The organism is Corallococcus sp. AB049A (assembly GCF_003668885.1).
Classification (GTDB): domain Bacteria; phylum Myxococcota; class Myxococcia; order Myxococcales; family Myxococcaceae; genus Corallococcus; species Corallococcus interemptor.
In genome coordinates this window covers 1-25,827 of sequence record NZ_RAWL01000074.1, presented here as the reverse complement: position 1 = coordinate 25,827, position 25,827 = coordinate 1, and the positions used below count along the sequence as shown (strand labels likewise).

General features: G+C 70.4%; 23 protein-coding genes. 8 read left to right on the top strand and 15 right to left on the bottom strand.

Translation table 11 applies throughout. The annotated features are described in order from the left end of the window. The coding region (locus tag D7X55_RS11075) for a M20/M25/M40 family metallo-hydrolase (RefSeq protein ID WP_147470080.1) at positions 1 to 1,679 on the bottom strand (1,679 nt) is incomplete at its 3' end. Between the two features lie 116 nt (positions 1,680 to 1,795). On the opposite strand from D7X55_RS11075, the gene D7X55_RS11070 reads away from it, so the two are divergent. Next, the gene (locus tag D7X55_RS11070; RefSeq protein ID WP_121723037.1) at positions 1,796 to 2,584 is read left to right on the top strand and encodes an endonuclease/exonuclease/phosphatase family protein; all 789 of its coding nucleotides are present in this window, start codon (positions 1,796 to 1,798) and stop codon (positions 2,582 to 2,584) included. On the opposite strand, the gene D7X55_RS11065 is transcribed toward D7X55_RS11070, so the two are convergent. The 3 genes from D7X55_RS11065 to D7X55_RS11055 all read right to left on the bottom strand — a co-directional run bounded on the left by D7X55_RS11065 (position 2,581) and on the right by D7X55_RS11055 (position 6,045). Then, on the bottom strand, positions 2,581 to 3,804 hold the full coding sequence (locus tag D7X55_RS11065; RefSeq protein ID WP_121723036.1) for a M23 family metallopeptidase: 1,224 nt from the start codon (positions 3,802 to 3,804) through the stop codon (positions 2,581 to 2,583). The two genes, D7X55_RS11070 and D7X55_RS11065, sit on opposite strands and share 4 nt — an antisense overlap. A 15-nt stretch (positions 3,805 to 3,819) precedes the next feature. Next, positions 3,820 to 5,046 carry a hypothetical protein gene (locus tag D7X55_RS11060; protein ID WP_147470079.1) on the bottom strand — a complete coding sequence of 409 codons (1,227 nt, stop codon included), beginning with the start codon at positions 5,044 to 5,046 and terminating at the stop codon, positions 3,820 to 3,822. A gap of 105 nt (positions 5,047 to 5,151) precedes the next feature. Beyond that, positions 5,152 to 6,045, bottom strand: a complete 894-nt coding sequence (locus tag D7X55_RS11055; RefSeq protein ID WP_233609784.1) for a LysR family transcriptional regulator — start codon at positions 6,043 to 6,045, stop codon at positions 5,152 to 5,154. Positions 6,046 to 6,226: 181 nt separating this feature from the next. Here D7X55_RS11055 and D7X55_RS11050 point away from each other — a divergent pair, with 181 nt between their 5' ends. Next, a complete protein-coding gene (locus D7X55_RS11050; protein WP_121723040.1) occupies positions 6,227 to 7,486 on the top strand; it encodes an MFS transporter in 1,260 nt (419 codons plus the stop codon). On the opposite strand, the gene D7X55_RS11045 is transcribed toward D7X55_RS11050, so the two are convergent. The 3 genes from D7X55_RS11045 to D7X55_RS45490 all read right to left on the bottom strand — a co-directional run bounded on the left by D7X55_RS11045 (position 7,449) and on the right by D7X55_RS45490 (position 10,712). Further along, a complete protein-coding gene (locus D7X55_RS11045) occupies positions 7,449 to 8,564 on the bottom strand; it encodes a hypothetical protein (protein WP_233609783.1) in 1,116 nt (371 codons plus the stop codon). The two genes, D7X55_RS11050 and D7X55_RS11045, sit on opposite strands and share 38 nt — an antisense overlap. Before the next feature lie 340 nt (positions 8,565 to 8,904). Beyond that, entirely contained in the window at positions 8,905 to 9,552 is a 648-nt protein-coding gene (locus tag D7X55_RS11040) for a response regulator transcription factor (RefSeq protein ID WP_121723039.1), read from the bottom strand. Next, entirely contained in the window at positions 9,549 to 10,712 is a 1,164-nt protein-coding gene (locus D7X55_RS45490; protein ID WP_121723032.1) for a sensor histidine kinase, read from the bottom strand. The genes D7X55_RS11040 and D7X55_RS45490 overlap by 4 nt, the downstream gene beginning before the upstream one ends. A 139-nt stretch (positions 10,713 to 10,851) precedes the next feature. Here D7X55_RS45490 and D7X55_RS11030 point away from each other — a divergent pair, with 139 nt between their 5' ends. Beyond that, positions 10,852 to 11,559 (top strand): DUF2306 domain-containing protein, encoded by a 708-nt coding sequence (locus D7X55_RS11030; RefSeq protein WP_120548515.1) that lies wholly within the window; start codon positions 10,852 to 10,854, stop codon positions 11,557 to 11,559. Here the strand turns inward: D7X55_RS11030 and D7X55_RS11025 are convergent. Then, positions 11,531 to 12,148, bottom strand: a complete 618-nt coding sequence (locus D7X55_RS11025) for a TetR/AcrR family transcriptional regulator (protein ID WP_121723031.1) — start codon at positions 12,146 to 12,148, stop codon at positions 11,531 to 11,533. The genes D7X55_RS11030 and D7X55_RS11025 overlap by 29 nt on opposite strands. A gap of 122 nt (positions 12,149 to 12,270) precedes the next feature. Here D7X55_RS11025 and D7X55_RS11020 point away from each other — a divergent pair, with 122 nt between their 5' ends. After that, positions 12,271 to 13,485 carry a macrolide family glycosyltransferase gene (locus tag D7X55_RS11020; protein WP_120548517.1) on the top strand — a complete coding sequence of 405 codons (1,215 nt, stop codon included), beginning with the start codon at positions 12,271 to 12,273 and terminating at the stop codon, positions 13,483 to 13,485. Here D7X55_RS11020 and D7X55_RS11015 read toward each other — a convergent pair. Next, entirely contained in the window at positions 13,459 to 14,454 is a 996-nt protein-coding gene (locus D7X55_RS11015) for a DUF1801 domain-containing protein (RefSeq protein ID WP_120548518.1), read from the bottom strand. The two genes, D7X55_RS11020 and D7X55_RS11015, sit on opposite strands and share 27 nt — an antisense overlap. 70 nt (positions 14,455 to 14,524) lie before the next feature. Between D7X55_RS11015 and D7X55_RS11010 the strand changes: the two genes are divergently transcribed. Then, complete coding sequence (locus D7X55_RS11010; RefSeq protein WP_120548519.1) at positions 14,525 to 15,283, top strand: 2OG-Fe(II) oxygenase; 759 nt, start codon at positions 14,525 to 14,527, stop codon at positions 15,281 to 15,283. A gap of 39 nt (positions 15,284 to 15,322) precedes the next feature. Here the strand turns inward: D7X55_RS11010 and D7X55_RS11005 are convergent, their stop codons facing one another. The 3 genes from D7X55_RS11005 to D7X55_RS10995 form a co-directional block, all read right to left on the bottom strand. Next, positions 15,323 to 15,517, bottom strand: a complete 195-nt coding sequence (locus D7X55_RS11005) for a hypothetical protein (protein ID WP_120548520.1) — start codon at positions 15,515 to 15,517, stop codon at positions 15,323 to 15,325. 90 nt (positions 15,518 to 15,607) lie between these two features. Then, a complete protein-coding gene (locus D7X55_RS11000; protein ID WP_120548521.1) occupies positions 15,608 to 16,738 on the bottom strand; it encodes a hypothetical protein in 1,131 nt (376 codons plus the stop codon). Between the two features lie 40 nt (positions 16,739 to 16,778). After that, the gene (locus D7X55_RS10995; RefSeq protein WP_120548522.1) at positions 16,779 to 17,450 is read right to left on the bottom strand and encodes a DUF4476 domain-containing protein; all 672 of its coding nucleotides are present in this window, start codon (positions 17,448 to 17,450) and stop codon (positions 16,779 to 16,781) included. Positions 17,451 to 17,606: 156 nt separating this feature from the next. Here D7X55_RS10995 and D7X55_RS10990 point away from each other — a divergent pair, with 156 nt between their 5' ends. Then, positions 17,607 to 18,542: a bestrophin family protein gene (locus tag D7X55_RS10990; protein ID WP_121723030.1), complete on the top strand. Its 936-nt coding sequence runs from the start codon at positions 17,607 to 17,609 to the stop codon at positions 18,540 to 18,542. Between the two features lie 65 nt (positions 18,543 to 18,607). Beyond that, entirely contained in the window at positions 18,608 to 19,363 is a 756-nt protein-coding gene (locus tag D7X55_RS10985; protein ID WP_233609782.1) for an endonuclease/exonuclease/phosphatase family protein, read from the top strand. A gap of 42 nt (positions 19,364 to 19,405) precedes the next feature. Here D7X55_RS10985 and D7X55_RS10980 read toward each other — a convergent pair whose 3' ends face one another. Together D7X55_RS10980 and D7X55_RS10975 are read right to left on the bottom strand one after the other, a co-directional pair. Next, a complete protein-coding gene (locus D7X55_RS10980) occupies positions 19,406 to 20,890 on the bottom strand; it encodes an endo alpha-1,4 polygalactosaminidase (RefSeq protein ID WP_158626356.1) in 1,485 nt (494 codons plus the stop codon). Between the two features lie 82 nt (positions 20,891 to 20,972). Continuing rightward, positions 20,973 to 21,884, bottom strand: a complete 912-nt coding sequence (locus D7X55_RS10975; RefSeq protein WP_121723028.1) for a LysR family transcriptional regulator — start codon at positions 21,882 to 21,884, stop codon at positions 20,973 to 20,975. Between the two features lie 151 nt (positions 21,885 to 22,035). On the opposite strand from D7X55_RS10975, the gene D7X55_RS10970 reads away from it, so the two are divergent. Then, positions 22,036 to 22,896, top strand: a complete 861-nt coding sequence (locus D7X55_RS10970) for a haloalkane dehalogenase (RefSeq protein ID WP_121723027.1) — start codon at positions 22,036 to 22,038, stop codon at positions 22,894 to 22,896. 9 nt (positions 22,897 to 22,905) lie between these two features. Here D7X55_RS10970 and D7X55_RS10965 read toward each other — a convergent pair whose 3' ends face one another. Further along, the gene (locus D7X55_RS10965) at positions 22,906 to 25,494 is read right to left on the bottom strand and encodes a DEAD/DEAH box helicase (RefSeq protein ID WP_306437723.1); all 2,589 of its coding nucleotides are present in this window, start codon (positions 25,492 to 25,494) and stop codon (positions 22,906 to 22,908) included. Positions 25,495 to 25,827: the final 333 nt, after the last annotated feature.

Below are 25,827 nucleotides of genomic sequence, written 5' to 3'. Positions count from 1 at the left end.
CCCGAAGCCCACGGCAGCCCCCGGCCCGCCAGCCACAACCAGCCGGGCGCGAGCAGGCAGATGGCGAGCATCAGCAGGTCGGACGGCACCGCGGCCCGCTCCAGCGGCAGCACGGTGAAGAACGTGGCCAGCACGTCCGGCAGCAACAGCAGGAGCGGCAGCGCCGCCAGTCCCCACAGCGGCACGTGCCACGGGGTGAGCGGCTGCGTCGCGCGACCGCTCAGCCACAGCAGCAGCAGGACCATGCCGGCCAGGGGCCAGAGGAACAGCGCGCTCGCGCCCGGCAACACGATGCTGATGGCCAGGCTGACCACGGCCCATGGCACGCATCCGCCCGCCGCCAGCTCCATCACCGGCGCGCGGCGGCGGAGGAACAGCCCCACGCCCATCACCGCCATCACCCACAGCACCACCGCGAGGAAGAAGCGCGCGTTGTCCTGCGTCTCGGAACGGCTGAGGGCGCGGAACGCGGGCTGGAGCGCCTTGAGCAACGGCCACGCGAGGCGCGCGAGGCTGCTGGCCAGGAAGCCCACCACCAGCAGCACCGCCGCCTCCCGCAGCACGGCCCACAGGCGCAGCTGCTTGCGCTGGCGGGCGCGGAAGAGCGCGAAGAGGAACAGCCCCGTCCAGAAGACCGCCAGCGGGACGGCCCAGGCCCGCGGGTAGTGGACGCGCAGCGGACCGGCGTTGAAGAAGATGAGCTCCTCGCCCTCCGGCACGGACGGCTCGCGGGAGATGCGCCGCGTGAGCGCGAGCAGCGTGTCGCCCTGCTGCTGGAGGAGCCCGTCGGAGACCGCGTCCACGGTCTCCTTGCGCGAGTGGTAGGCCTGCGTGCCCTCCACGTTGGCGAAGTTCAAGCCCTGCCAGCCGCCCTGCCGCAGCGCCGTGAAGTCCGTGGCGTTCTTCATGCGCTGATAAACGGCGGTGAAGAGCGAACCGGCGCCGATGTCCGGGGCCTCCTCGCCCAGCCTGCGCACGAGCCAGCCGCCGCCCGGGGAGACCTCGAACATCAGGAGCGGCCCCGCGTTGCCGCGCGCGTCCACGTTGAGGACCACGCCGGACTCACGCGCCCACGGGTGGTTGGACGCGAAGGCGGTGCTGCCCAGCAGGTGCTGCTCCTCCGCGTCCGTGAAGAGGATCAGCACGTCGCCCGCGAGCGCGGGGCCCTGCTGGAGCGCCCGGGCCACCTCCAGGATGGACGCGACGGCGGCCCCGTTGTCGGAGGCGCCCGGCCCCGTGGGCACGGAGTCGTAGTGGGCCACCAGCATCACCGTGGTGCCCTTCGCGCCGTCCTTCGCGCGCAGCCGCCCGATGACGTTCTCCACGTTCGCGGCGGGCCGGGGAATGCCCTGGGCGGGAGCGAAGACGGCCTCGCGCTGGAGCTGGACCTCCGCGCCCAGGTCGCGCAGGCGTGCTTCCAGGTAGTCGCGCACCGCCGCGTGCCTGGGCGTCCCAAGGGCGTGGGGCTCCGCGCCGATGAAGCGCAGGTGCTCCCGGGCGCGCGCGGCGGAGAAGCGCTCAGCGGGGGCGGAGGCGGGCACGGGCTCTGGCAGGGCGCTTCCGCGCAGCACCAGCAGGATGACGCCCAGGCCGAGCACCGCGGTCACCGGCCGTGCAAGCCACGACGCGCGGGGAGAGGCACTTCGTTCCAGGCCCGCGCTCGCGGGGGTGTCGCTCATGGCTCGGTCCTTCAAGCGCGCCCCTCTTCGTCCGGAGGCGCGGGGGGTTCGCGCATCGTCGGGGGCGTCCATCGCGCGGGCACTCTACGTCACCCGGATCGTGACAGCATGGTCCCATGACGGTGGACCTGCGAATCGCCTCGTACAACGTCCTCGCGGACGCCTACATCAAGCCCGGGTGGTTCCCGCACACGCCCGCGGACCTGCTCCGGCCGCGAAGCCGTCACGCGCCATTGGCCCAACGCATCGTGGGCCTGGACGCGGACATCGTCTGTCTTCAGGAGGTGGAGCCCGACAGCTTCGCCGCGCTGGAGAAGGCGCTGGCGCCGCGGGGCTACGTGGGGGTGATGGCCCAGAAACAACAAGGCCGCCCGGATGGCTGCGCGGTGTTCCACCTGCTGGAGCGAAGCACGGGCCACCGGGTCCACCATTTCAACGACCGGCTGGAGGACGGGCGCGTCTCCGGACACCTGGCGCTGATCGTGGACTTCGACGTCGGCGGCTCGCGGCTGCGCGTCGCCTGCACGCACCTGCGCTGGGACCGGCCCGACAGGCCGGTGGAGCAACACCAGGGCATGCAGCAGGCCACCGAGCTCATCACCGAAGTGCTCCGGAAGGATCCGGAGCCCCTGTGGATCGTCTGCGGCGACTTCAACGCACGGCCCGGGGAGCCGCTGGTCCAGGCCTTCGAAGCGGCTGGACTGCTCGATGCCTACGCGGGACGGCACCAGCCGACCTGCAACGCGAACGGCATCCCCAAGGCCATCGACTTCCTCTTCCACTCCCGCGCGCTGCGGGCCTGGCCGGACCGGCTGCCCCTGCTGGAGGCGTTGACACCCATGCCCTCCGAACAGGAGCCCTCCGACCACCTGCCAATCGCCGCGCGGTTGAGCCCGGCGCTCTAGTTGAGCGACGCGGGCATCAGCTGCCGGCGGTTGCCGCACGAACTGGCCGTCGACCACTCCTCGAACTGGATGGCCACGGTCGGGTACGTGCTGTTCGGCCAGAAGTTGGCCCAGGGCACGGTGTTCGCGGAGCACCCCTGCCCCGTGGTGCCGCACTCGCACGTGGGGGCGCCCGGATGCACACGGCTCACCTCGAAGTGCAGGTGGTCCGCGCTGGACCACCCCGTGCTGCCCGCGGTGGCCAGCCGCTGCCCCCGCACCACGCTCCCTCCGCACGTCACCCCCGCCGCGAGCGAGCCGCCCTTGAGGTGCAGATAGGTGGCGTGCGTGCCATCGCCATGGTCAACGACGATGAAGTTGGCCTGGTTCACGCAAGCGTTGGAGTTGCAGCCGGACACGCTGTTCATCTTGAGGTGCGTCACGGTCCCGCCTCGCGCCGCGACCACCGGGAAGCCCACGCTCGGCGACGTGGCGAAGTCCCACGCGTACTTGTCCGCCCCCACGTGGTCCACACAGCAGGAGTCATTGCAGTCCTGCGTCAGGTACATGCTGTTGGCGCGCGGCCAGGGCAGCCGGTAGCCATTGCCCCCCACGGACGCGCAGTAGTCCGCCGTCCCCGCCGGAGCCACCACGCAGCCGTTGGGGCATGCCTGCGCTGACGTGGGCGCCTGGTTCGCGCCCGGGCACTGATACAGCGTCGAAGCCACGGCGTTGGACATGCTGTCATTGCCGCAGTACGCGCCAGGCTGGCTCGCCAGACACAGCGGGTTGCCCGTCGTGGTGCCCGTCGAGCTGCACGCGATGCCCGTGGACGTCCAGCCGCCCGTGCCACAGGTGTAGAACTGCTTGTCGCCGCCGCAGACGCGGAAGCCGCACTCGGTGATGTTGGGGTCGATGGCGCGCCCCTGATCATCCGAGCCGCCCGAACAGCGGCACTGGCCCGCGCCACAGGTCGAACCGGCCACCGAGACCCAGCCGCTCGACGTGCACTCGAAGTTGACGTTCCCCACGCCACAGACGCGGAAGCCGCAGTAGGTGGCGCTCACCGGAATGGCCGTTCCATTGTGGTACTGCCCGCCGGAGCAGGCGCAGGTCACCGCCTGCTCCATCTGGGAGACGTCCTCATCGCCAGGGGAGGTGTCCAGGTCCGCTCCGCTGCACGCGGACAATCCCAGCACCAGCAGGGCGCAGGCCGCTTGACGCAAAGAATGGCTGTTCATGTCGGGTCTCTTTCTTCAATTCATCCGGCAGGTGGAGCCCGCGACCGCGGACCAGGACGTCCCCACGCACTCGTAGAAGGTGTTTCCGCCGCCGCACACCTCCATGTGGCACGACGTGTCGGACGCGTTGATGACAGTGCCATTGAGGTGCGCGCCGTTCGCGCAGGCGCAGGAACCGCCGCACGCAACGGTCGTGTTCACCCACTGGTTGCCCGTCCCGCACTCGTACAGCAGGTTGTCCGAGCCACAGGTGCGGAAGCCGCAGTAGGTCAGGGATTGCGGAATGAGGTTGCCGTTCTTGTAGCGGCCGTTGGCGCAGGAGCACGTCTTCGGCGCGCTGCTCCCGGACAGGCACGAGTCCGCCTGGCCCGCGGGCGCGCGGTTGCAACCATTGGCGCACACCTGCTTCACCACGGGGATGCCGCCCTTGCACACGTACAGGAAGTTCGGGTCCCCCGGCACGCCGTTGTTCCCGCAGAACAGGCCACCCTCCGGGGCGCAGTTCCCGGGCGGAGGCGGAGGCGGCGGAGTGGTGCCGTACCAATAGCTCTCACCGTAGAGGTTGAGCATGGCGCGGGTCCCGCTGTCGTACTGGGCCTTGATGGCGGCCCACTTGCTGGAGCCCCACGCCGCGCCGTTGTAGGTGTTGGCGAGGAAGCCCAGCCACAGGTCCCAGCCCGTGCCCCCCACACGGATGCTGTTGATCCAGTTGTACAGGTCCTGCTTCGTCGCGAAGTACGGCGTGTAATCGGAGTTCCAGGCCCCATCGATGACGAACTGCACCGCCGTCGTCATGTTTCCCTGGACGCTCAGGACGGTGTTTCCATAGTGCGCCAGCGTCTGGGAATAGGTGCCCCGGTCGAACTGGAACATCCCCAGGCCGCCCTCCTGGGCGCCATTGCAGTAGTCATCCCAGTAGCCGGCCAGGACCGGACCGTTGCAGTCCGCCGAGTACGGCCCGGGACACTGGTCCGGGGCGTGCTCGCCGTAACAGTGGGCCATCCCCGTCTCGGTATTGGCGATGCCCGCCCAGAGCAGCGGGTTGTCCACCCGGGGATCCGCCGCCAGCACCGCCTTGATGAGGTCCGAGCGCTGGCGCATGACGTTCGAGGACACCTGCGACTGGGATTGCTCCATCAGTGCTGCGTCCGTCTCGGGTGCATCCTCCAGCGGCTGGCAGGCCCCCAGTCCTGCCACCAGGGCAATCCCTGCCCACCGGCGGACGAAATGTTCGGCTTTCATGTGGTTCCTCTCGGGCGGAAATCGCCCCCCCCCAATGGTCGTGCGTCGACCTTGAGCGGCAGTGTCCACGCACTCGAGGAAAGCGTGTGATTAACTCGAATTAAATCAGGTGCGTGTCTCTTCTGAGAGGGCCGCGGGGATCCGCTCCCGCATCAGCTCCACGAACCGGCGCAGCCGCGCGGGATGGAACCTCGCGGCCGGGTAGAGCAGGAACATGGGCAGCGGTGCCGCCCGCCACTCGGGCACCAGGTGCACGAGCCGGCCGCGCTGGAGGTCGTCCCGGAGCACCCACGTCGAACCCACGCCGATGCCCAGCCCCTTCACCGCGGCGCTGCGCATGGCGTAGAGGCTGTCCGTGCTCACGCGCGGCTGGAAGACGATGCGCTGCACCTCGCCGGTGGTCACGTGGGTCAGCGAGAGCTCGCCGCGATAGAACGTGCGCAGCGACAACCAGGGCAGCCTCGCCAGCGCGTCCGGATGCGACGGTGGGGGCCCGCCCTTCAGCACCGACGGCGCGGCCACGACGATGCGCGGCACCTCCGCCACCCGGATGGCCACCACGCTGGGGTCCTGCACCTCACCGACGTGGATGGCGCAGTCGATGCCGTCGGCGATGAAGTCCACCGCCCGGTCGTGCAGCAGCCACTCCACGGAGACCCGCGCGTGGCGGTCCAGGTACTCCCTCAGGAGCTCCACCAGCAGCTCCTGGCCGAACGCGTGCGGCACCACGACGCGCAGCGTGCCCTCGGGCTCGTCGCCCGCGCCGCGCAGGTCGGACTCGAAGGACTCCCAGCTGGCCAGCAGCTCCTTCGCCCGTTCGTAGCAGCGCGCGCCGTCCTCCGTGAGCTTCATGGCGTGGGTGGAGCGCTGGAGCAGCCGCAGTCCCAGCGAGCGCTCGAGCGCCTGGAGGCGGCGGCTCACCGTGGGCTGCGTGGTGCCCAGCTGCGCGGCGGCGGAGGACAGGCTCCCGGCATCCACGATGCGCAGGAACGTCTGCATCAGCTCCAGGCGGTCGGTACTGGCGGGCGCGGGGCTCTTGAGAGGGGGCGCGCGCCTCCGGGATGGCTTCGACGGACGGGGCATACGCACGGCGTATAACCGCTGTACGACTCACGCGTCTACCGTGGGCCTCCTCTCTGGAGCACTGTCACCTCATCGCGCATCAACCGAGGTGAACGTCATGTCCTTCATTCGCGCCGTACATGGAACCGCCCTCCCCGCTTCGGCCACCACCTCCCCGGCGCCGCTGTCGCACGGCCTGCGCCTGCTGCTGGCCGCGAGCGCCGGCCTGTCGGTGGCGTCCATCTATTACAGCCAGCCGATGCTGGGGGTGATGGGGGCCAGCCTGGGAGCCTCCGACACCGCGGTGGGCCTGGTGCCCATGCTCACGCAGCTGGGCTACGCGCTGGGCATCCTGCTGCTCACGCCCCTGGGTGACCGGTTCGACCGGCGCCGCATCATCGTCATCAAGGCCGCCCTGCTGAGCGTGGCGCTGCTGCTGGGCGGCTTCGCCCCGGGCATCACGCTGCTGTTGGGCGTGAGCTTCGTCGTCGGCCTGACGGCGACGCTGGCCCAGGACATCGTCCCCGCCGCCGCGACCCTGGCCGCGGAGCACGAGCGCGGCAAGGTGGTGGGTTCGGTGATGACGGGGCTGCTGCTGGGCATCCTCCTGTCCCGCGTCATCAGCGGCGTGGTCGCCGAGCACTTCGGCTGGCGCGCCATGTTCCAGGTCGCCGCCGCCAGCGTGGCGCTCGTGGGCGTGGCGGCGTGGCGCGGCCTGCCCCGCTTCCACCCGTCCAACACGCTCTCCTATGGCGCGCTGCTCAAGTCGCTCGTCAGCCTGTGGACGCGGTATGGCGCCCTGCGCCGGGCCGCGCTGGCGCAGGCGTTCATCTCCATTGGCTTCAGCGCGTTCTGGTCCACGCTCGCCGTGATGCTGCACGGCGCGCCGTTCCACCTGGGCAGCGCGGCCGCCGGTGCCTTCGGTCTGGCGGGCGCGGCGGGGGCGTTGGGTGCGCCGGTGGCGGGCCGCATCGCGGATCGCTTCGGGCCGGAGGTCGTCACGCGGCTGGGTGCCGGGCTGACCGTCGTCTCCTTCGCCACGATGTTCGCGGCCCCGTGGCTGGAGCCGCACCACCGGCTGTGGCTGATTGGCGCCAGCGCCGTCGGCTTCGACCTGGGGGCGCAGATCACCCTCGTGGCGCACCAGACGCTCGTCTTCGGCATCGAGCCCGCCGCCCGCAGCCGGCTCAACGCGGTGCTGTTCGTCTGCGTCTTCATCGGCATGTCCATCGGCGCGGCGGGCGGCAGCCTGGTGCTCGCCCGCTGGGGATGGATGGCGGTGACGCTGCTGGCGACGGCGTCCTCGCTGGCGGCCCTGGCGGTCCGCCTGTTCCCGGCCGCTACTGCGCGGCCTGCTCCGACAGCAGCCGGACGTTGAGCGCGCCGTTGGCGAAGAACTGGCTGTTCTGCCCCACGCGGTGCTGCTCCAGCCGGCGCTGGAGGTTGACGTCGTAGCGGCCCAGCTTCATCAGCCCGTCGTTGAACCAGCCGTCCCCCACCCCGGTGCCATCCACGTAATCGGAATACACCCTGGCCGAGGGCCAGATGACGGTGTTGAGCGTCGCGACGAACCGGCGGATGTCCGCGTCCGTCCACTCCATGCCCGCGTCGTGGGCCTCGACGATGTAGGCCACCACGTTGTTGGCGTGCGCCACGTCCTGGCCGGGCTGGGCGTTGGTGTCCCACTTGTCGTTCCAGAACCACGCCGTCGGGTGGTCCGGATTGGGCGCCAGCTTCGAGCGCAGCGAGGACGGGAAGTTCGGCATGCCGCGGTTGATTTTGTCGAAGACCTCCAGGTAGCGGGCCTTGTTGTCCGGGTTGTTGGTCATGCGCGACAGGTCCATGGCGATGAAGGCCCAGTGCGCGGCCATGTGCGTGCGGTTGCGGTAGACGAAGTCGTTCGCGCCGCGCACGTACCACTTCTCGAAGATGTTCTTTTCGGAGAAGGCCAGCAGCCGGTCGTACTGCCTGCGGTAGGTGTACGTGGCGTAGAGGTCCGGCGTCTCGCGGATGACGCGCAGCATGCGAGTCACGTAGCGCCAGCAATAGCTCTCATAGAGCGGCACCTCCTGCCCGGCCGGGGACGACAGGGACGAGGTCCAGCCCAGATACCCGTCCTTGAACTGGCTGTTGGGCAGCGACGAGGAGACCCGGGCGGAGGCCATCAGGTTGTTGGCGTAGAGCAGGGCCCGGTCCAGGTACGCGCGCTTCCCGGTGGCCCGGTACATCGCCGTGTTGGCGTCCAGGCCATAGGCCAGGTTGTAGAAGTCCCAGCTGTCGCGCGAGTTGCTCCAGGGCAGGAAGGTCTGCATGTGCTCCCGTCCCCACTCCTCCACGAACATCCCCTCCCAGGTCGTGACGGGCCGGAGCCCCGCGGGCGTCGGAGGCAGCGCGGGGGGCGTATAGGGAACGGCATCCGTGTCGGGCGAATGAGCCGGATCCACGGGGAAGGCCATCGCTTCAGGGTCTTCAATCCGTCCTGAGACTTCACATGCACCGCACAGCAGAAAAGCGAGCATCACGACCGGGACATGGATCCAACGAGAGCGGCACGAGCAGCGGGGGTTTGACATCGGGGGTCCTCGCTTCAGGTCGATGTGGCCCGCAAGGGTATGGGCGCGACCGGACCCTCCCAATGCCCCCCAGGCAACGGCCGTGCTTCCAGGACCGGACGGAGACATGCCCCGGACGCCTGCTTCCTCTCGGGTGTGACATCCGCGGCTGGACAGACGGAACGTCCAGCACCGGCCGCTCCCGCCGGAAGCGGTTCGATAGTCGAGACACGGCCCCGCGGGCCTACAGGCAGCCCAGCTCCATGGCGCGCAGCACGGCGCGGGTGCGGTCCCTCACGCCCAGCTTGGAGAGGATGCTGGAGGTCTGGTTCTTCACCGTGCCCTCCGCGGTCCCCAGCGCGTCGGCGATCTCCCGGTTGCTCAGGCCCCGCGCGATGAGGCGCAGCACCTCCACCTCGCGGCGGGTCAGCCCCTCCGGCAGGTCCGCGTGGGGGAAGTCCCGGGGCAGCTCCGTCACGCCGCGCGCCACGCGCTCCGCCACGCCCGGCGGCAGCAGCGTCTGTCCGGAGGCGACGCGCCGGATGGCCTCCGCCAGCTCCTCCAACGACACGTCCTTGAGGAGGAAGCCCTGCACGCCCAGGCGCAGGGCCTCGATGAGGACGGCGTCCTCGTCGAAGGTCGTGAGCAGCACCACGCGCCGCCCCGCGTCCGTGCGTCGCAGCGCGCGCAGGGCCTCCAGCCCCGTCATGCGCGGCATGCGCACGTCCATGAGCACGACGTCCGGCTGAAGCTCCGCGACCTTGCGCAGCGCCTCCTCGCCGTCCGAGGCCTCGCCCACCACCCGCAGGTCCGGCGTCAGCTCCAGCAGGCTGCGCAGGCCCTGGCGCACCAGGGCGTGATCATCCGCGAGCACCAGGCGCACCGTGTTCACGTCCCCACCTCCCGCTCCCGCGTGGCCGGCAGCCACGCCTCCAGCTCCAGGCCCTGCCCCGCCGCCGCGCGCCACTCCACGCGGCCGCCCAGCCGGGTGAAGCGCTCCCGCATGCCGGTGAGCCCCGCGCCGGGCGCCACTCGCGCCGCGCCGCTGCCGTCGTCCCGCGCCTGCACCCGCACCCCGCCGTCCTCCGTGGGGGCAATGACAATCCACAGGTTCCGGGCCCGGGCGTGGCGCAGCGTATTGGTCAGGACCTCCTGCACGCAGCGGAACAGCGAGTGCGCCGCCTCGGAGGACTCCAGGGCCAGCTCGCCGGGGACGTCCAGGTGGACGGCGAGCCCGGGGGCTCCTTCCGCGAGCGCGCGCAGCGAGGGCAACAGCGGCATGGGCGCTTCGCGCAGCTCCGTCACGGTGCGCCGCACCTCGGACAGGAGCGTGCGGGCGGCCTCGCGCGCACGGCGCAGGTGTTCCGCGACGGCCGGGTCCTTCGCGGTGTACGCGGCGGCCTCCAGGTTGAGGCTGAGCGCGGTGAGGTGGTGCCCCACGGAGTCGTGCAGCTCGCGGGAGATGCGCAGCCGTTCGCCCTCGCGCTCCCGCGTGGCCAGCAGCACCTGGGTGGCCTGGAGCTCCGCGTGGACGCGGGCCAGCTCGCGGCGGGCCTCGGCCTCGCGGACCATCACCAGGGCCGTGCCGAACGTGAAGCCCTGGAAGCCGGTGTAGATGAGCGTCTGCACCAGGGCCTGCACGAGCGGGCGCTGGAGGGCGAACACGACGAGCATGCCCAGTACCTGGACGCCCACCCACGCCAGCGCCCGGCGCTGGGGGAGGATCTCCGGCACCTGCCCGGCGGTGATGGCGAGCAGCGCGCCGTCCAGCCCGCTTCCCCCCGTGGCCAGGCAGACGAGCGCCGACAGCGTCTGCGCCGCGAGCAGCGGCAGCTCGCCCCGGCCCTGCACCCGCGTCTGCAACCAGAAGGACCCGCCGAAGGTGAGGAGCGACAGGGCCCAGAGCAGCGTGTCCGGCGCCAGCCACCGCGAGGGCTCACGCGCCAGGTCCTCGACGTGCGCGAAGCCGACCACGGCCCAGGTCAGCATCCCGGCGACGAGCAGCATGCGATGGGTGTTGGCGGGCTTCGCCACGAAGGACCGCGCGGACATGGCGCCGGACCCTAGGCCACCCGGGGCCTGGGGACCATGTGCCGGAAGTCACATGCGGGCCGTATGACTTCCGCCAGATGGAGACACATGCGCCGGCGCGTACGGTGCTTCTCGGACTCGCAGCACATCGGAGGCATCCGTGTCGCTCTATCTCTTCGCCCGCTGGCTCCATATCGCTTCGGGGATCATCGCCTTCATCTCGCTCTGGCTTCCCCTGGTGGCGCGCAAGGGAGGCACCCTGCACCGGCGCGTGGGCCAGGTCTACGTGGGCGCGATGATCTCCGCGGCCATCTCCGCGCTGGCCATCTCCGGCTGGCGCTTCATCCAGGCCCCGGGCGAGCAGCCCATGGACCTCTTCTTCATCTACATCGCCGTGCTGAGCGCGGCCTCCGCGTCCATGGGCGTGCGGGTCATCCGGACGAAGGCGCGCACCGGGGCGAGCACGCACCCGTTGGACGTGGGCCTGTCCACGCTGCTGTTGTGCATGGGGCTCTTCACGGAGGCGTATGGCCTGCGGATGGGCGTGCCGCTCCTGTGGGGCTTCGCGCCGGTGGGCATCCTCTCCGGCGTGACGGGGCTCTGGTACTGGATGCGGCCGCCCCAGGAGCGGATGCACTGGTGGTTCCAGCACATGGGCGCCATGGTGGCCTCGGGCATCGGCACCATCACCGCCTCCCTCGTCGTGAACGCCCGGCACGTGGGCATCGAGGGCCTGCAGCTCGCCATCTTCCTGGGGCCCACGGTGGTGGGCGTGGTGGGGCTGAACGTGTGGACGCGCTACTACCGTCAGCGCTTCTCCCCCAGGAAGGCTCCGGCCCTCAGCGCGGCGCCCCTGCCCGGGCGGTAGGCCGCAGCGCGGCGATGGCCAGGTCCGCCACGGTGTCCGCGTACGCGCTGGTGAGGGGCGCGGTGCGAAGCAGCCACCGGTGGAAGAGCGGCCCGACGAACAGCTCCACCGCGACGTCCAGGTCCACGCCCTTCGCGACCTGGCCCGCGCGCTGCGCGGAACGCAGCCGCTCCTGGAGCGCCTTCAGGTGGGGCCGCAGCACGGCCTCCACGAACTGCTGGGACAGCGCGGGGTCCATCTGGGACTCGGCGGTGAGCGCCCGCGAGGGCAATTCGAAGCGCGGATCCGTGAGCTCCTTCACCGTGGCGCGCAGCACCTCCCGCAGGTCGGCCTTGAGGTTGCCGGTGTCCGGCAGCGCCACGGGTTGGCTGCCGCCGCTCAGCTCCACGAAGGCGTCCAGCACCACCGCGCCCTTGGAGGGCCACCACCGGTAGATGGTCTGCTTGCCCACCCCCGCCCGCGCCGCGATCGCTTCCACCGACAGCCGCGCGTAGCCCACCTCTCCCACGAGCTCGACGGCGGCCGTGAGGATGGCCTGGCGGGAGCGCTCACTGCGGCGGGTCGGTTCCGGCGTCTTGGGGTCTACCATGGGCGCTCAGCCTACCAAGCCTCGAAACGAGACGACACGTCTCGTCTTGACATCCCTCCCCGCCCGGCGGATTGTGACGAAACGAGACGGTCCGTCTCGCTTCCCGCTACCCGGAGAGCGCCATGTCTCGTCGTGCCCACATCGCGATGGTCAGCATCCCCGCCCATGGACACGTCAACCCGAGCCTGGAGCTCATCCGGGAGCTGGTGTCCCGAGGCCACCGGGTGACGTACGCCAACGACGCGGCCTTCGCGGAGCCCATCGCCCGCACGGGCGCGGAGCTTCGCCCCTACCGCTCGCTGCTTCCCCAAGAGGGGGTGACGCAGACGCGCTGGCCGGACGACCTGGTGGGACAGCTGGACATGTTCCTGGATGACGCCATGGCCATGCTTCCGCAGCTGCGCGCGGCGTATGAGCACGACCGGCCGGATCTCTTCCTCTACGACATCGGCTGCTCCACGGCGCGAATCCTGGGAGAGAACTGGGGCATCCCCGCGGTGCAGCTCTCCCCCTCCTCCGTCGCCTGGGAGGGCTACGAGCAGGACATGGCCGAGCTGGTGGAGATGCTGCGCACCGACCCTCGCGCCGTGGCGCACTACCAGCGCTACTCCGCCTGGCTCCAGGAGTGCGGCGTGGCGGAGACGGACGCCATGCGCTTCGTGGGGAAGCCGCCGCGCGGCCTGGTGCTCATCCCGCGCGCGCTCCAGCCCCAGGCGGACCGGGTGGACGGCAAGCGCTTCACCTTCGTGGGGCCGTGCTTCGGAGACCGCTCGGAACAGGGCTCATGGCAGCGTCCCCCCGGCGCGCGGAAGGTGGTGCTGGTGTCGCTCGGCTCGACTTTCACGAACCAGGCCGGCTTCTACCGTGCGTGCCTCGCTGCCTTTGGAGGGCTTCCCGGCTGGCACGTGGTGCTGCAGATCGGCAAGCACGTGGCGCTGGAGGAGCTGGGCGCAATCCCAGACAACGTCGAGGTCCACCGCTGGGTGCCGCAGCTGGCGGTGCTCGAGCAGGCCGATGCGTTCGTCACCCACGCGGGCATGGGCGGCTCGCAGGAGGGCCTGTACTGCGGGTTGCCCATGATCGCCGTGCCCCAGTCGACGGATCAGTTCTCCAACGCCGACCAGCTCGTGGCGCTCGGTGTCGCGCGGCGGCTCGACACGGAGGACGCCACGCCCGACGCGCTGCGCTCCGCCCTGCTTCAGCTCACGGAGGATCCGGCCGTCGCCACCCGGCTCGCGGCCCTCCGGAAGGAGCTGCGAGCGGAGGCGGGAGCCGCCCGCGCGGCGGCGCTCCTGGAGAAGGAGTTCCGCCTAGAACGCCTGGGCGAGGACCTTTGACCAGCGCTCCCGCATGGCCTCCCGGACGTCCGCGTCCGGGAGCTTCTCCATGTGCACGTGCAGGGAGGCGCCCTTCGCCTTGGGCATCACCGTGAGCTGCAACGTGGCCGGCTTCGTCCAGCCGTCCGGCTGCCAGGTCATGCGCAGACGCTTCCCGGGCTTCACCACCCGAATCTCTCCGCGCACGCCGGGGTTCCCGCGACGCTTGGGCGCTACGTAGCTTCCTCCGACCTCCGCGTTCAACGTCGCGCCCGGCCCCAGCCAGCGCTCGGGCTGGGTCGTGAGCCACGTCCACAGCTGGGGCGCGGTCATGGGCAGCGTGCGCACCACGCCCACCTGGAAGCCCGTGGTGGCGGTCTCGCCCACCACCCGCTTGCCCCGGGCCTGCTCGTACGCGACCGCGATGGACTGGCGCCACCAACCGGACTCGACGTCCCGGCCCACCAGCGTGACGAGCTGCTTGTGCGGCAGCCCGGCCGCCCCCGCCTTGTCCAGCACCCGCATCCAGGCCTTCCAGTCATGACCGGTGGCCTCCTTCACGGCGGCGTCCGTGATGCGTTCGGTGATGAGCGTCTTCTTCGCGGCCGCGAGCTTCTTCGCGCGCGTTCCAATCTCCGCGAGCCGTGTCTGCACCAGCTTCTTCACCAGCTTCGCCGGGAGCGGCTGGTCCGGCGGGAAGGTGACGCCGCTCTTCGACGTGACGTAGCCGTCCAGCTCCGCCGCCAGCGCCGGCACGACGCTGCCGCTGAAGGGGTAGTAGCCGCAGTGGTGCTTGAAGAACGCGAAGCCCGCCACGGCGCTCCCATCCACCTTGAAGGTGGGCATCTGGTAGCTGATGGACTCGGTGGCCTTGGGGAGCAGCTTCTTCAGCTGCGCGCGCAGCGCGGTCAGCGTCTTCTTCGCCGCCGGGTCAGGCACTCCCGCCAGGTAGGCATCGATGGTCTGCGGGACTCGGGTCTTCGTCGCCATGAGGGCTCCTGTCGGGTTCGCGCGCGCATGGCATCATCCACGGCTGGAAACCCCAAGCGGAAGAGGTCCCGTGAGCGTAGCAACCGTCGAAGAGGGCCCATTGCTGGGCCCGAGCTTCTTCCTCAACCGGACGGCGCTCCGTTCCCTGGCGTTGGCGCGTCGCGACACCTACGGCGGAGCCCGGCCCCATCCGCACGTCGTCATCGATGGCTTGCTGGGGGAGCGGCTGGCGACGCAGCTGGCCGGCGTCTTCCCGGGCGCGACCGGTGCACCGTGGATGCGCCGCGATCATCCGGAGCAGGCGGCGCGGCTGGGACAGCTTCAGCGCAAGGCCTTCGAAGGCGTGCACGGCGCGCTCCGGCACCTGCTCGCGGAGCTCTCCGGCATGGCGTTCCTCGACTTCCTGGAGACGCTGACCGGCATCAAGGGGCTCATCCCGGATCCTCACTTCCGCGGCGCCGGGCTGCACCTCACGCTGCGCGGTGGCCACCTGGCGCTCCACGCGGACTTCAACCGCGACCGCACCCGCGCGCTCTCACGGCGGCTGACAGTCCTGTACTACCTGAACCCGGGCTGGGAGCCCGCCTGGGGCGGTGACCTGGAGCTGTGGAACGCCGACCTCTCCCGCTGCGAGGCCCGCATCGCTCCGGTGCTGGACCGGCTGGTCGTGATGGCGCACGGCGACACCCACTGGCACGGCCACCCCGCCGCGCTGGCGTGTCCCGAGGACCGGGGCCGCGCCACGGTCGCGGCCTACTTCTACACGGCGGAGGAGTCCCCGGACGCGCCGGAGGCCCACAGCGCGCTCTGGGCGCCGGCGCGCTCCTGAGCGACCCACTCCACCGTGACCCCCAGGGCTGGAGTGCCGCTAACGCCCCGCGGCCTTCGCCCGCTTGCGCTCAATGAGCTCGCGCGCGGCCTGCCCGCTCGTGACGAACTCGACGTCCCCCTTCAGCCGTCCCGTGAGGTAGAGCGCGAAGGCGACGGCCTTGGCGCTCGCGATCTGCAGGCGCTGAAGACATCGGGCGCCTCCAGATGCACCCGATGCGCTCCGAATGCCCACTCACGTCGTTCCGTCATGAGTCCCCCCGGCCGGATACACAGACCGGGGCGGAACATACCGAGATACGTGGACCCGCGACCAGGGCGGCCCCTACTCGATCGTGGAGTTCGTGACGCGGATGGGCGTGTCCGAGTGGTTGGAGATCTGCGGATAGGTCACGTACCAGGAGCCGCCCTTGTTGTTCTGGATGACCGAGCGGTCGATGCGGATGTCCCCCGAGTGGTCATTGCTCACGAAGAAGATGGCGCTGCCGTGGGCGTTGACCTCGTTGTGCTCGATGCGCGTGCCACACAGCGACAGCGTCATCTGATTGCCGTCGTTGTAGATGGCCCCGCCGCTGCCACCACCTGGCGTGCCCGGCTGCGCGGGGTTGGCGCCGTTGCCGATGGCCCGGTTGTGGGAGAAGAGGCTGTTGATGACGGTCCACGACACGCCGATGCTGCTGATGCCACCGCCGTTGGAGCAGACCCCGCCGTAGCCCTCCTTGCCTCCGAAGGTCGTGTTCACCACGTAGACGGGCTGGTCGTCGTACTGATCAAACACCCGCAGCGCGGCGCCACCGACGTCAGGCCCGGTGTCCGCGCAGACGTTGTTGAAGAAGCGGGAGTTGATGACCTTCACCCGCCCGCCGCGCACCCAGACCGCTCCGCCCCCGTCGAACTCCTTCTCGCTCTTGGAGCTGGCGTCCACGAAGGTGAGGTTCTGCAGCGTCAGCCGGGGGTGGTCCTGGTCCTGGCAGTGAGAGGTCGTCCACACCTGCGCCTGATCACAGGTGTTCATGTAGAGGATGCGGTGCTTGCCCGCCCCGCTGAGCGTCACCAGCCCCTTGCCGTCGATGACGATCTCCGGCCCCTTGTCGTTGAAGACCTTCGCCGTCTTGTCCAGCGTGATGACGACGGGCTCCGGGCCGCAGTCGAAGGTGATGACCCCACCCTTCGCCACCGCGTTGACGAACGCGTCCGAGGTGCAGCTGGCCGGAGTCCCCGTCCCGACGACGGTCGTGGGCCGCGACACGTCCGCGAGGCCCGCCTCCGCGGGGATGGTGCACGTGGCCTCCGCGTTCGGGTTGCCGGCCGGAGGTCCGTCCTTGGGGTTGGTCAGCGGATTGGGGACGTCCACGCCCTCATCGCTGGAACAGCCCGCGGCGAACACCAACGCGACACCCGCCGCCAGGGAGAGCAACGGGGACGCGGGGAACCGGTGAAGTCTCTTCGGGTGCATTCTGCCTCCAGGAGGGAGGCAGTCTAGACGGCGACAGGAATTACTGGGTGATGATGTCGGTGTACTCGCTGCCGCTGATGGAGTTCTTCCACTTGGAGGAGAAGCCCAGCGCGTGCTGCGGATTCACCACGTGCGGCGCGGCTTCCTTCGCCACCTCCAGGCGGGTGATCTCATTGTTGAACAGGTCCAGCACCAGGCCGAACTGCGCCGCCGTCAGGTAGACGCGCTTGAGCATCTTCTCCGCCTTCTCCTGGCGGACGATCTCGTTGCTCTCGCTCTTGAGCGACTGGTAGAAGCCGCGCCAGGTCGTCGCGTCCATCGCGAACTGCCCATCCCGCCGCATCGTGCAGCCCTCGTCCGAAGGCGTGCCACAGTCGCGGAACGCGGGCTCGGCGGGCATCTCCGCGCGCGGCTCCTGCCGGCGCTCCATGCGGGGCTCGCGCCGGGTCTCCCCGTAGGTCTCCGTGTGGCGGCTCTCCGTCTCCATGGTGCCGCCCGTCATGCGGACGTCCATCCGGGCGCCGCCGCCGCGCACCTTCACGGTGGTGGTCTCCTCGCCGTTCTCCGTCGTCGTCGTCTTCATCTTGATGCGCGCGTTGGGCATGTCCGCGTCATCGATGTCCACCTGCATGTTGATCTCCGCGTCCTGCGCGAAGCTGGCGGACGAAACGAACAGGGACGAAACGAGCACGGCACGGACGATGCGGTTCATGGGGAATCCTGGAGTGATGTGGGTTGGGCGCGGGTGGAACGAAGGCCGTTCTCGCCGCCGCATCGTCTTCACGCACTGACCGCGAAAATATTCACGCCCTCCCAACACAGCCCGCGCGCTTGCGGCGCGCTGGGATTTGGGGCACTGGACACGGCCGTGATCGTCCGTCCCCGCCCTGGCTTCTTCAAACTGCTGTTCGTCGTGCGCGGCACCATCCTGCCGCGCGTCCTCCCCCACGTGCTGGGTGTCGCGGCGCTCGCCTCGCTGGTCGTCCTGACGCTCAAGCTGGGCCACCTGCGGCTCTCCGTGACGTCGCCCGCGCCCCTGTCGCTGCTCGGCATCGCGCTTTCCATCTTTCTCGGGTTCCGGAACAACGCCTGTTACGACCGGTGGTGGGAGGGCCGGAAGCAGTGGGGCGCGCTCATCATCGAGGTGCGCGCCTTCACCCACGCGGCCATCGCGCTGCTGGACGACGGGCGCGCCGAGCTACCCGTCGCGGGGCGGCAGGCGGCCCGGCGGCTGATTCACCGCACCATCGCCTTCCCCTACGCGCTCGCCGCGCACCTGCGTGGACAGGACGCCGGAGAGATCATCGGCCGCGAGCTGGAGGAGGCAGAACGCGCGCGCGTCCTGGGCAGCAACAACCGCCCCAATGCCCTGCTGCGCGAGCACCAGGTGGAGCTGGCCCGCCTGCTCCGTGAAGGCCGGCTCACCGACATCACCTGGAGCGCCCTGAATGACCGGGTGCACTCCATGATGAGCATCTTCACGGCCTGCGAGCGCATCCGCCTCACGCCCCTGCCCTTCGCGTACACGGTGCTCCTGCACCGCACGGCCTACCTCTTCTGCCTGATGCTGCCGTTCGGGCTCGCCGAGTCGATGGGCTGGTTCACGCCGGTGCTCACGGCGATGATTGCCTACACCTTCTTCGGGCTGGACCTCCTCAGCGAGGAGCTGGAGGAGCCCTTCGGAGAGGCGCCCAACGATCTGCCCCTGCTCGCGATGTCGCGCACGGCGGAGATCAACATGCGGGAGTCCCTGGGCGAGCCGCAGCCGGAGCCGCTGCGCCCCAGGGACTTCATCCTCGGCTAGGGGCCGCATTTTCAGCGAATACAGGTTTAGCTAGTCTCTCCAGGCCACGCCAGGAATCACCTGGCGTGGCTTCCGAGGGACCCATGCTCAAGCTCCTGTCCTCCGCTGTCCTCAGCCTGCTGCTCTCCCTGGGGCTTCTGCCCTCCACCTCTTCGGAGGAGGCCACGGCGCTCGCCGCCACGACGGTCACGGTCGCGACGCACAACATCTGGGTTGGCCAGGGGAACACGCGGCCGCTCGCGGACATCATCGGCTGGCAGGAGGTGAGCACCGCGGAGGGCCACTCCAAGCTGGATGCGCTGGAGTACTACGACCACTTCCGGCCCGGCGCGGAGCGGCTGGCCGCGCGCAACTCCATCGCCATCTCCTGGCGCAGGAACAAGTTCGAGAAGACCGGGGATGGCTCCCGGATGACGCACGAAGGCCAGGAGGGCGTGACGCCGGCGCGCTTCGTGAACTGGGTGGTGCTGAAGAACAAGGAGACCGGCGCGAAGCTGGCCTTCGTCAACACCCACTACATCTCCGGCGCCTGGAACGGCGAGCACCCGGAGCGCCAGGAGCGCTGGCGGACGCACAACGCCGTGGTGCGTGAAGTCGTCGCGGACCTGCTGGCCCGCGACCTGCCCGTCGTCCTGCTGGGGGACTTCAACCGCGCGCTGTCCCAGGACATCCCCGGGATGAACCACCTGAACACGGCGGGCGTGGACGGCGTGCCCATTGATCAGATCTACGTGAAGCGCGGCATCGGCACCGGCCCCGCGGAGCGGCTGGAGAAGTACGGCTCGGACCACTTCGCCTACCGGGCCACCGTGTCGTACTGAGTGAAGGGGCCGGGGCGCGAAGACACCCCGGCCCGCTTCGCGCTACCAGCAGGTGAACTGGAGGTTGTCGTACCGGACCGACGCGGTGGTGAAGACCAGGGTGCGCAGGTCGCCCTGGGCAAAGCCGCTCTCACCGCAGGCGCAGGTCGCGCCGGTGCCCGTGCAGGACGTCCAGCCGGTGGTCACTCCGCCGGAGTCCTTGCGGTACTCGGCGTTGAAGACCGCCTTGTTGTTGTTCGTGAAGGCCGTCTTGTAGACGCCGCACTCGTTGTACTTCTGGCACTGCTCGTTGATGGCGAAGTCGAAGGCGTCCGCGAGCGCCGAGACCTGGTCCACGTCATTCTTGAGCGCGATGCCCAGGCACAGAGAGTGGGCGGTGGTGGCCAGCCAGCGGTTGTAGTCCAGCTGGTTCGCCGCCGTGAGGCCCCAGCAGGCCTGGTCGGTGCAATTGATTTCATCGTCGTGCGAGTAGCCGTCCACGTTGTCCGGCTCCACCGCGTCGCAGCCCTTGTCCTTCGCCAGCTGCATGCGCGACGTCATCACCGTGCGCACCGCGGGCTTGCGGTGATCCAGCCACCATTCACAGCCGCCGCCGCTGGTGCACCAGTCGCCCAGGATGTGGACGGACTGCGCGCAGTTCTCTCCGGGGGTGCAGTACGTGTCCTGCGGGAACTGGTTCACGTCGTCCCGCCAGTCCTCGAAGGTGCCCGCGCTGAAGTAGCAGACCACCTTCTTGCCGGCGTTCTTGTACTCCTGGATCTTCGTGGGGGTCGTGTTGAAGAGGTCCACGACGTAGACCTGGGCGTTGAGGTTCGTGGGGATGGACGCGTGCTCCAGGTCCCACATCCAGGTGGTGCCCTTGGGGAACACCGGCAGCGTGCAGGTCGGGTCACCACCACCACCACCACCGACGTCCCACGACACCTGGAGCCGGAGGCTGTCCAGCTGCGCAGCGTCCGTGCCCGCGCCCTTGACGAGGCGGGCGCGGATGTCGCCCGTGCTCGACACGAAGTTCGACGCGGCCTCGGTGGCCGGCAGGCCGAGCGTCAGGGCCGGGGTCCAGACCCAGTCACCGCGCCCCTGCGAGTTGGCGAGGGTGACCCAGCTGGACGTCGAGAACCGGTAGAGCTGCCACTGGTAGTAGGACGTGGCGGTCCCGGGCCCCTGGTACTTCGTCAGGAGTTGGAGCTGGGTGATCTGCGCCGGGGTGGGCGCGGCCTGGGTGAGGCTTGAGAGCTTGAAGGTCAGGTAGCCCGTGTAGCTGGGGCTGAACTCGATGTACTGCGCATAGCAGTCCGCGTACGCGCCCACCGTGCAGTTCGCGCTGTTCGTCTTGAGCACGGCCATGCCGCCGCTCTTGCCGGACGCGTCCGTGTTCGCCAGCGTGCTCGCGGAGGCGAAGTCGATGACCTCCGAGCCCGGCAGGGCCTGCTGTTGTGACTCCGGCGCGTCATCCGCCTCCAATGACATGCATCCGGGCAGCAGCAAGGCAAGACAGGGCAACAGCCAGGAACTCCGATTCAGCATCACGCCTCCAAGGGTTTGTGCCCGGCTATCACAAAAGGCCATCGGAGCGGCGCGATGGTGCTCAACGAACAGGACACCACGCTCACGCGTCCAGGACCGCGCGGCGCACCAGCTCCCGGAAGTAGCGCGCCGCCGGGTCCGCGTGCGTGCGGTCATGCCAGCACAGGGCCAGCTTGACGGTGTGCGCGGGCACCGGCGCGTTGATGCCGCGCACACCCAGGCGTGTGCCCTGAGCGGCGAGCAGTGACGCCGGCAGCGTGGTGACCAGCCCCGTCTGCGCCACCATCGCGGCAGCCGTCAGGAAGGACGGCACCGTCACCGCGACCTCCCGGCGGATGCCCGCGCGTGCGTACGCGGCGCCGGCGAGGTCCCGGAAGCCCTTGCCCGGAACCATCTCCACGCTCACGTGCCGGAGCGCGCCGAGTGCACGCGGGGACAGGCGCTTCGCGAGCGCGGGGTGGCCTTCACGCGCCACGAGGACGGTGCGCTCGTCCAGCAGGGGTTCGACGTGCAGGCCCGCGCCCCTCCCGGCGAGTCCGAGGTGCAGGTCGACCTGGGACGAGGTCAGGTCCCCCAACGCGACGAGCGAGGCGATGCCGACCACGGCGAGGCGCGCGTCCGGCATCTCCTGGCCCATCCGGGAAGCGATTCGGGGTCCCCAGGTGACCTGCCCCGCGTCGGCGACGGCGAGGGTGAACGTTCGCTTGCAGCGCGCCGGCTCGAATGGGGCCTCGTGAAGCCCGGACTCCAGCTCCCGCAGCCCTCGCGCGATGGCGGGGGCGAGCGCGAGCGCGCGCGGCGTGGGGACGATGCCCCGGCCCTTTCGCGTGACCAGGGGGTCCCCCAGCACGGAGCGCAGGCGCGCCAGGCTGTTGCTGATGGCGGACGGCGTGACGTGGAGCCGCTCGGCCGCGCGCACCACGCTGCGCTCGGTGAGGACGGTGTGGAGCACCAGCAGGAGGTTGAGGTCGAGGGCCGCGATCGAAATGCTCACGGCTGGTGAGCCTAGACCTCACGAACCATCACTACCAGCGAGGTCTCCCCTTCCCCATCATGGGTGCATGCACAGACTGCTCGGCTGTCTCGCCGCGGGCGTGCTCATCGCCTGCCGCGCCTCCCCACCGCTTCCATCCCGGAGCACCCCCATGCCCACGGTTCATCGGCTTCAGGTCCTCGACTCGTTCATCTCCTACCGGGAGACAGGGACGGGCTCGCCCATCGTGTTCCTGCACGGCAACCCCACGTCCTCGCACGTGTGGCGCAAGGTCATTCCAGGGCTCGCCGGCCGTGGGCGGTGCCTCGCGCCGGACCTCATCGGGATGGGCGATTCGGGCAAGCCGGACAGCCCCTACCGGTTCGCGGACCATGCGAAGTACCTCGATGCGTGGTTCTCGGCGCTCGACCTGCGGGACGTCGTGCTCGTTGGCTATGACTGGGGTGGCGTGCTGGCCCTGGATTGGGCGCGGCGGCATCCGGACCGCGTGCGGGGCGTGGCCGTCTTCGAGACGTTCCTGCGTCCCATGCAATGGAGCGACTGGCCTCCCCAGGGCGAACAGCTGTTCCGCGCCCTGCGGACCCCAGGCGCCGGCGAGAAGCTGGTGCTGGAGCAGAACGCGTTCCTCGACAGGTCCTTCGCGAATGGTGTCCAGCACGGCCTCGCGGAGGCGGACCGGGCCGTCTACTTCGCTCCGTACCCCGACCCGGCGTCGAGGCGCCCGGTGCTGCAATGGCCGCGCGAGATTCCCATTGAGGGTGAGCCCGCCGACGTCGTCGCGGTGGTGAAGGCCTATGACGCGTGGCTCGCCGAGCCGTCCGCGAAGCCCGTGCTCCTGCTGACCTTCGGGGACACCGGCCTCAACGCGCCACACATCATCGAATGGGCGCGCGACAACCTCCCGGCCGTGGAGATCGTCCCGCTGGGACGCGCGGGGCACCATGCTCCGGAGGACGCACCGGAGGACATCGTGCGCGCCCTGAGGTCGTGGCTGGACCGCCGCGCGAGATGACTTCGCGGCTCAGCGCCGCCGCCTGCCTCCCGGGCGCCTGCCATTCCTGGGCGCCTTGCCGTGGTGGCCCCGTGGCCCCCCGCGCCAGGGGGCGCCCCGCTCACGCTCCTGCTCCGGGGGCGGACGCTCCCGGGTGGACTCGGCGATCTCATCCGGCATCCAGGGCCGGTCGAGCAGTTCCTGGAGCTCCAGGAGCGAACGAGCCTGGAGCACGCCCCGGCGGCCCCGGGCCACGCTGAAGCGCTGGGGACGGTCGAGCAGCGGCAGCTCCTCCTCCACCAGCGTGCGTGCAAGCTTCTCCGGCAGGTGCAGCCGCACCACGCCGCGCGGGGCGCCGTCCGTCAGCTCCTCCACGTCGTACTCCAGCGGCACCTCCTGCTCGCGGACCTCCACGGCGTCCGGGAGCGCCATGAGCGCCCTCCGCGTCGCGGGCGGCACGAGCGCGTCCAGGTCCAGCCGCAGCGGGCGCGCCTTGAAGTCGTCGAGCGTGTCCACGCCGTCCAGCTGCGCTTCGTAGAGCGCGGTGAGCTCCGGCTCGCCCAGCGGCGCGGTGATGCCTCCCGAGCGCCGCCACAGCTCACGCACCTCGGCGATGGCGACCCGGTGGCGGTCCACCGCGGGGTGTGGCGCTTCGCCCCGCGCCAGCGCTTCGGCGAGCGCGTGGCGGGCCGCCTTCGCGTGCTCCGGCCCCCAGGCGCGCAGCACGTCCACTTCCTGCTCCAGCGCGAAGCCGAAGAACTCCAGCCGCGTGACGAGCACGACCGAGCGGAAGCGCTCGTCGTACACGGGCGCGGCGGAGTGACGGCGGGCATGGCGGCGCAACAGCGACTGGGGCAGCTGGGTGCCTTCAATGCCGGCCTGTGATTCGCCGTTGCGGTCCGCGAAGTAGCGCAGCACGCCCGCCACCGCGCCCAGGTTGCCGCACACGCTCGTCTTCGACACGCGCGCGGACTCGCCCCAGGCCGTGCGCTCGTCGATGACCAGGTCGAAGGGCATGAAGCGCGCGAGCAGGTCGCAGAAGCGCTGGTACACGCCGGGGCTCGCGAAGGGCATGCGCGCGGGGAGCGCCAGCCCCACGCTCCGGTACACGCTCGCCGTCGCGAGCGCCGCGTCCTCCAGCGCCTTCACCAGCACGCCGCGCCCCTCGGCCCACGGCGTGAGCTTCTCCGGGTCGAAGACGTGGCGCGGCAGCCCCTGCACCTCGCCCACCGTGCCCGCTTCACGGAAGGCCTCGGCGTAGAGGTTGTACGCGGTCAGGTGGTCGCTGCCGGGCACGAGCACCCCTTCCAGGTTGCGCTCCTCGCGCGTCATCCGGTGCAGGGACTCCACCGCGCTGCACACCGCGAGGAAGGGCAGCAGGTCGTCCTCCGCGTTGACGATGAGCTCCGCCCACGGGCGCTCCACGGGCAGGGCCTCCACCGCGCGGCCGTAGGCGGACAGCCGCCCGTCCTCGTCCACGATGTTGCGCGCCCGCAGCTTCGCGAGCGCCCGGCGATAGGCATCGCGGTCCAGCGGCACGGGCAGGTCCAGCTCGTCCACCCGCACGCCCAGGGCCGCCGCGGTGAGCGCCACCCGCTCGGGTTCTCCCGCGAGCTGGAACTCCGGCTCGGTGGGCCGCAGCGAGGCGAAGTTCAGCGGCCTGTCGCTCAGGATGAAGACGCGCCCACCCTCCACGCGCCCGTGCACGCGCCCGGCCATCTGCAAGAGCTCGTTGTTGCCCAGGTGCACGCGGGTGAGCACGTTGCGGCCGCCCTCCACCACGTTCGCGAAGCGCAGGTCGTCGATGACGACCGTGTCCAGCCCCGGCACGTTGAGCGCGCTCTGGCCCGCGGCCGTCATCGTGAGCACGAAGGGCCGCGGCGCGGTGCCCTCCAGGAAGGGGCGGATGGCGCGCAGCGGCTCGCCGCCGTGGTAGTGCGCCGCGTGCACCTCCGGCGCGTTCGCGCGCACGTGGGCCGCCGCATCCTCCACGCCCGCGCGCGTGGGCAGGAACACGCCCACGCCGCGCCCCTGCCCCAGCACGTCCCGCAGGAAGGCGTTGTCCAGGAAGGACAGCGGCTGGCGGCGCTCCACCTCCACCCGGGCCGCCTTCCTCGGGTCGAAGCTGGACACCTGGAGCACGTCCGCGCTGTCCAGGTAGCGCGCGTAGAAGGCCGGATCCACCGTGGCGGACAGCCAGATGAAGCGGCAGCCCACGCGCTTGCCCAGGGCCAGGCACAGCTCCAGCTCCGCGGAGGTCTGGTGGATCTCATCCACGATGAGCGTGTCCTCCCGCCGGATGGCGCCGCCCTGGAACCAGCGCCGCGCGATGCCGGTGGTGACGATGGCCACGTCCGCGAGCGGCGTCTCCGCGGTGGCCTCCCGCTCGCGGTTGACCACCGTCACCCGCAGGGGCCGCCGGCCCACGAGCTCCTCCGCGATGGGGCGGATGGCCAGCGTCTTGCCCGTGCCGGTGCCCGCGACGATGCCGAACCCCTGCCCGCTCCGCGCCAGCTCCCGCAGGCGCTCACCGTGGTGCTCCTCCAGGTACGTGCGCAGCTCCAGCCCGAGCGCCAGCTCGATGGTCTCGCACGCGGCGCGCGTGGGCGCGATGATCACCACCCGCCCGCGTGGGGAGGGAGCGTCGGCGTGGGGCGGGAGGAACCGGTCGGTGGGCGTGCGCACGGAGACCAGTGATACGCACAGGCCGTACCCGAGGGAAGCGATTCGCTCGCGCAGGCCCGGCTCCCGGGAGGCAGGCAGCCGTCCGTGGCGGGGCCTTGGACGAGGGGCCACTGGGAACGTTGTCCACGCCCCACTCCCCGCGCGGGCGCCGAAGCGGTGCTCGACCTGCAGGGGAGCCGAGGACGCGAATCGCACGCCCCCGGCTCGTCCATCCACTGCGCTGGACTCGTCAGGGTCAGCGGCTCATGTCGCCACCACCACTACCAC

Excerpts from the sequence above, each read along its gene's own strand:
- D7X55_RS11070 (WP_121723037.1), top strand. The coding sequence starts at position 1,796 with ATGACGGTGGACCTGCGAATCGCCTCGTACAACGTCCTCGCGGACGCC.
- D7X55_RS11065 (WP_121723036.1), bottom strand. The coding sequence starts at position 3,804 with ATGAACAGCCATTCTTTGCGTCAAGCGGCCTGCGCCCTGCTGGTGCTG.
- D7X55_RS11060 (WP_147470079.1), bottom strand. The coding sequence starts at position 5,046 with ATGAAAGCCGAACATTTCGTCCGCCGGTGGGCAGGGATTGCCCTGGTG.
- D7X55_RS11055 (WP_233609784.1), bottom strand. The coding sequence starts at position 6,045 with ATGCAGACGTTCCTGCGCATCGTGGATGCCGGGAGCCTGTCCTCCGCC.
- D7X55_RS11050 (WP_121723040.1), top strand. The coding sequence starts at position 6,227 with ATGTCCTTCATTCGCGCCGTACATGGAACCGCCCTCCCCGCTTCGGCC.
- D7X55_RS11045 (WP_233609783.1), bottom strand. The coding sequence starts at position 8,564 with ATGGCCTTCCCCGTGGATCCGGCTCATTCGCCCGACACGGATGCCGTT.
- D7X55_RS45490 (WP_121723032.1), bottom strand. The coding sequence starts at position 10,712 with ATGTCCGCGCGGTCCTTCGTGGCGAAGCCCGCCAACACCCATCGCATG.
- D7X55_RS11025 (WP_121723031.1), bottom strand. The coding sequence starts at position 12,148 with ATGGTAGACCCCAAGACGCCGGAACCGACCCGCCGCAGTGAGCGCTCC.
- D7X55_RS11020 (WP_120548517.1), top strand. The coding sequence starts at position 12,271 with ATGTCTCGTCGTGCCCACATCGCGATGGTCAGCATCCCCGCCCATGGA.
- D7X55_RS11015 (WP_120548518.1), bottom strand. The coding sequence starts at position 14,454 with ATGGCGACGAAGACCCGAGTCCCGCAGACCATCGATGCCTACCTGGCG.
- D7X55_RS11000 (WP_120548521.1), bottom strand. The coding sequence starts at position 16,738 with ATGCACCCGAAGAGACTTCACCGGTTCCCCGCGTCCCCGTTGCTCTCC.
- D7X55_RS10995 (WP_120548522.1), bottom strand. The coding sequence starts at position 17,450 with ATGAACCGCATCGTCCGTGCCGTGCTCGTTTCGTCCCTGTTCGTTTCG.
- D7X55_RS10980 (WP_158626356.1), bottom strand. The coding sequence starts at position 20,890 with ATGCTGAATCGGAGTTCCTGGCTGTTGCCCTGTCTTGCCTTGCTGCTG.
- D7X55_RS10970 (WP_121723027.1), top strand. The coding sequence starts at position 22,036 with ATGCCCACGGTTCATCGGCTTCAGGTCCTCGACTCGTTCATCTCCTAC.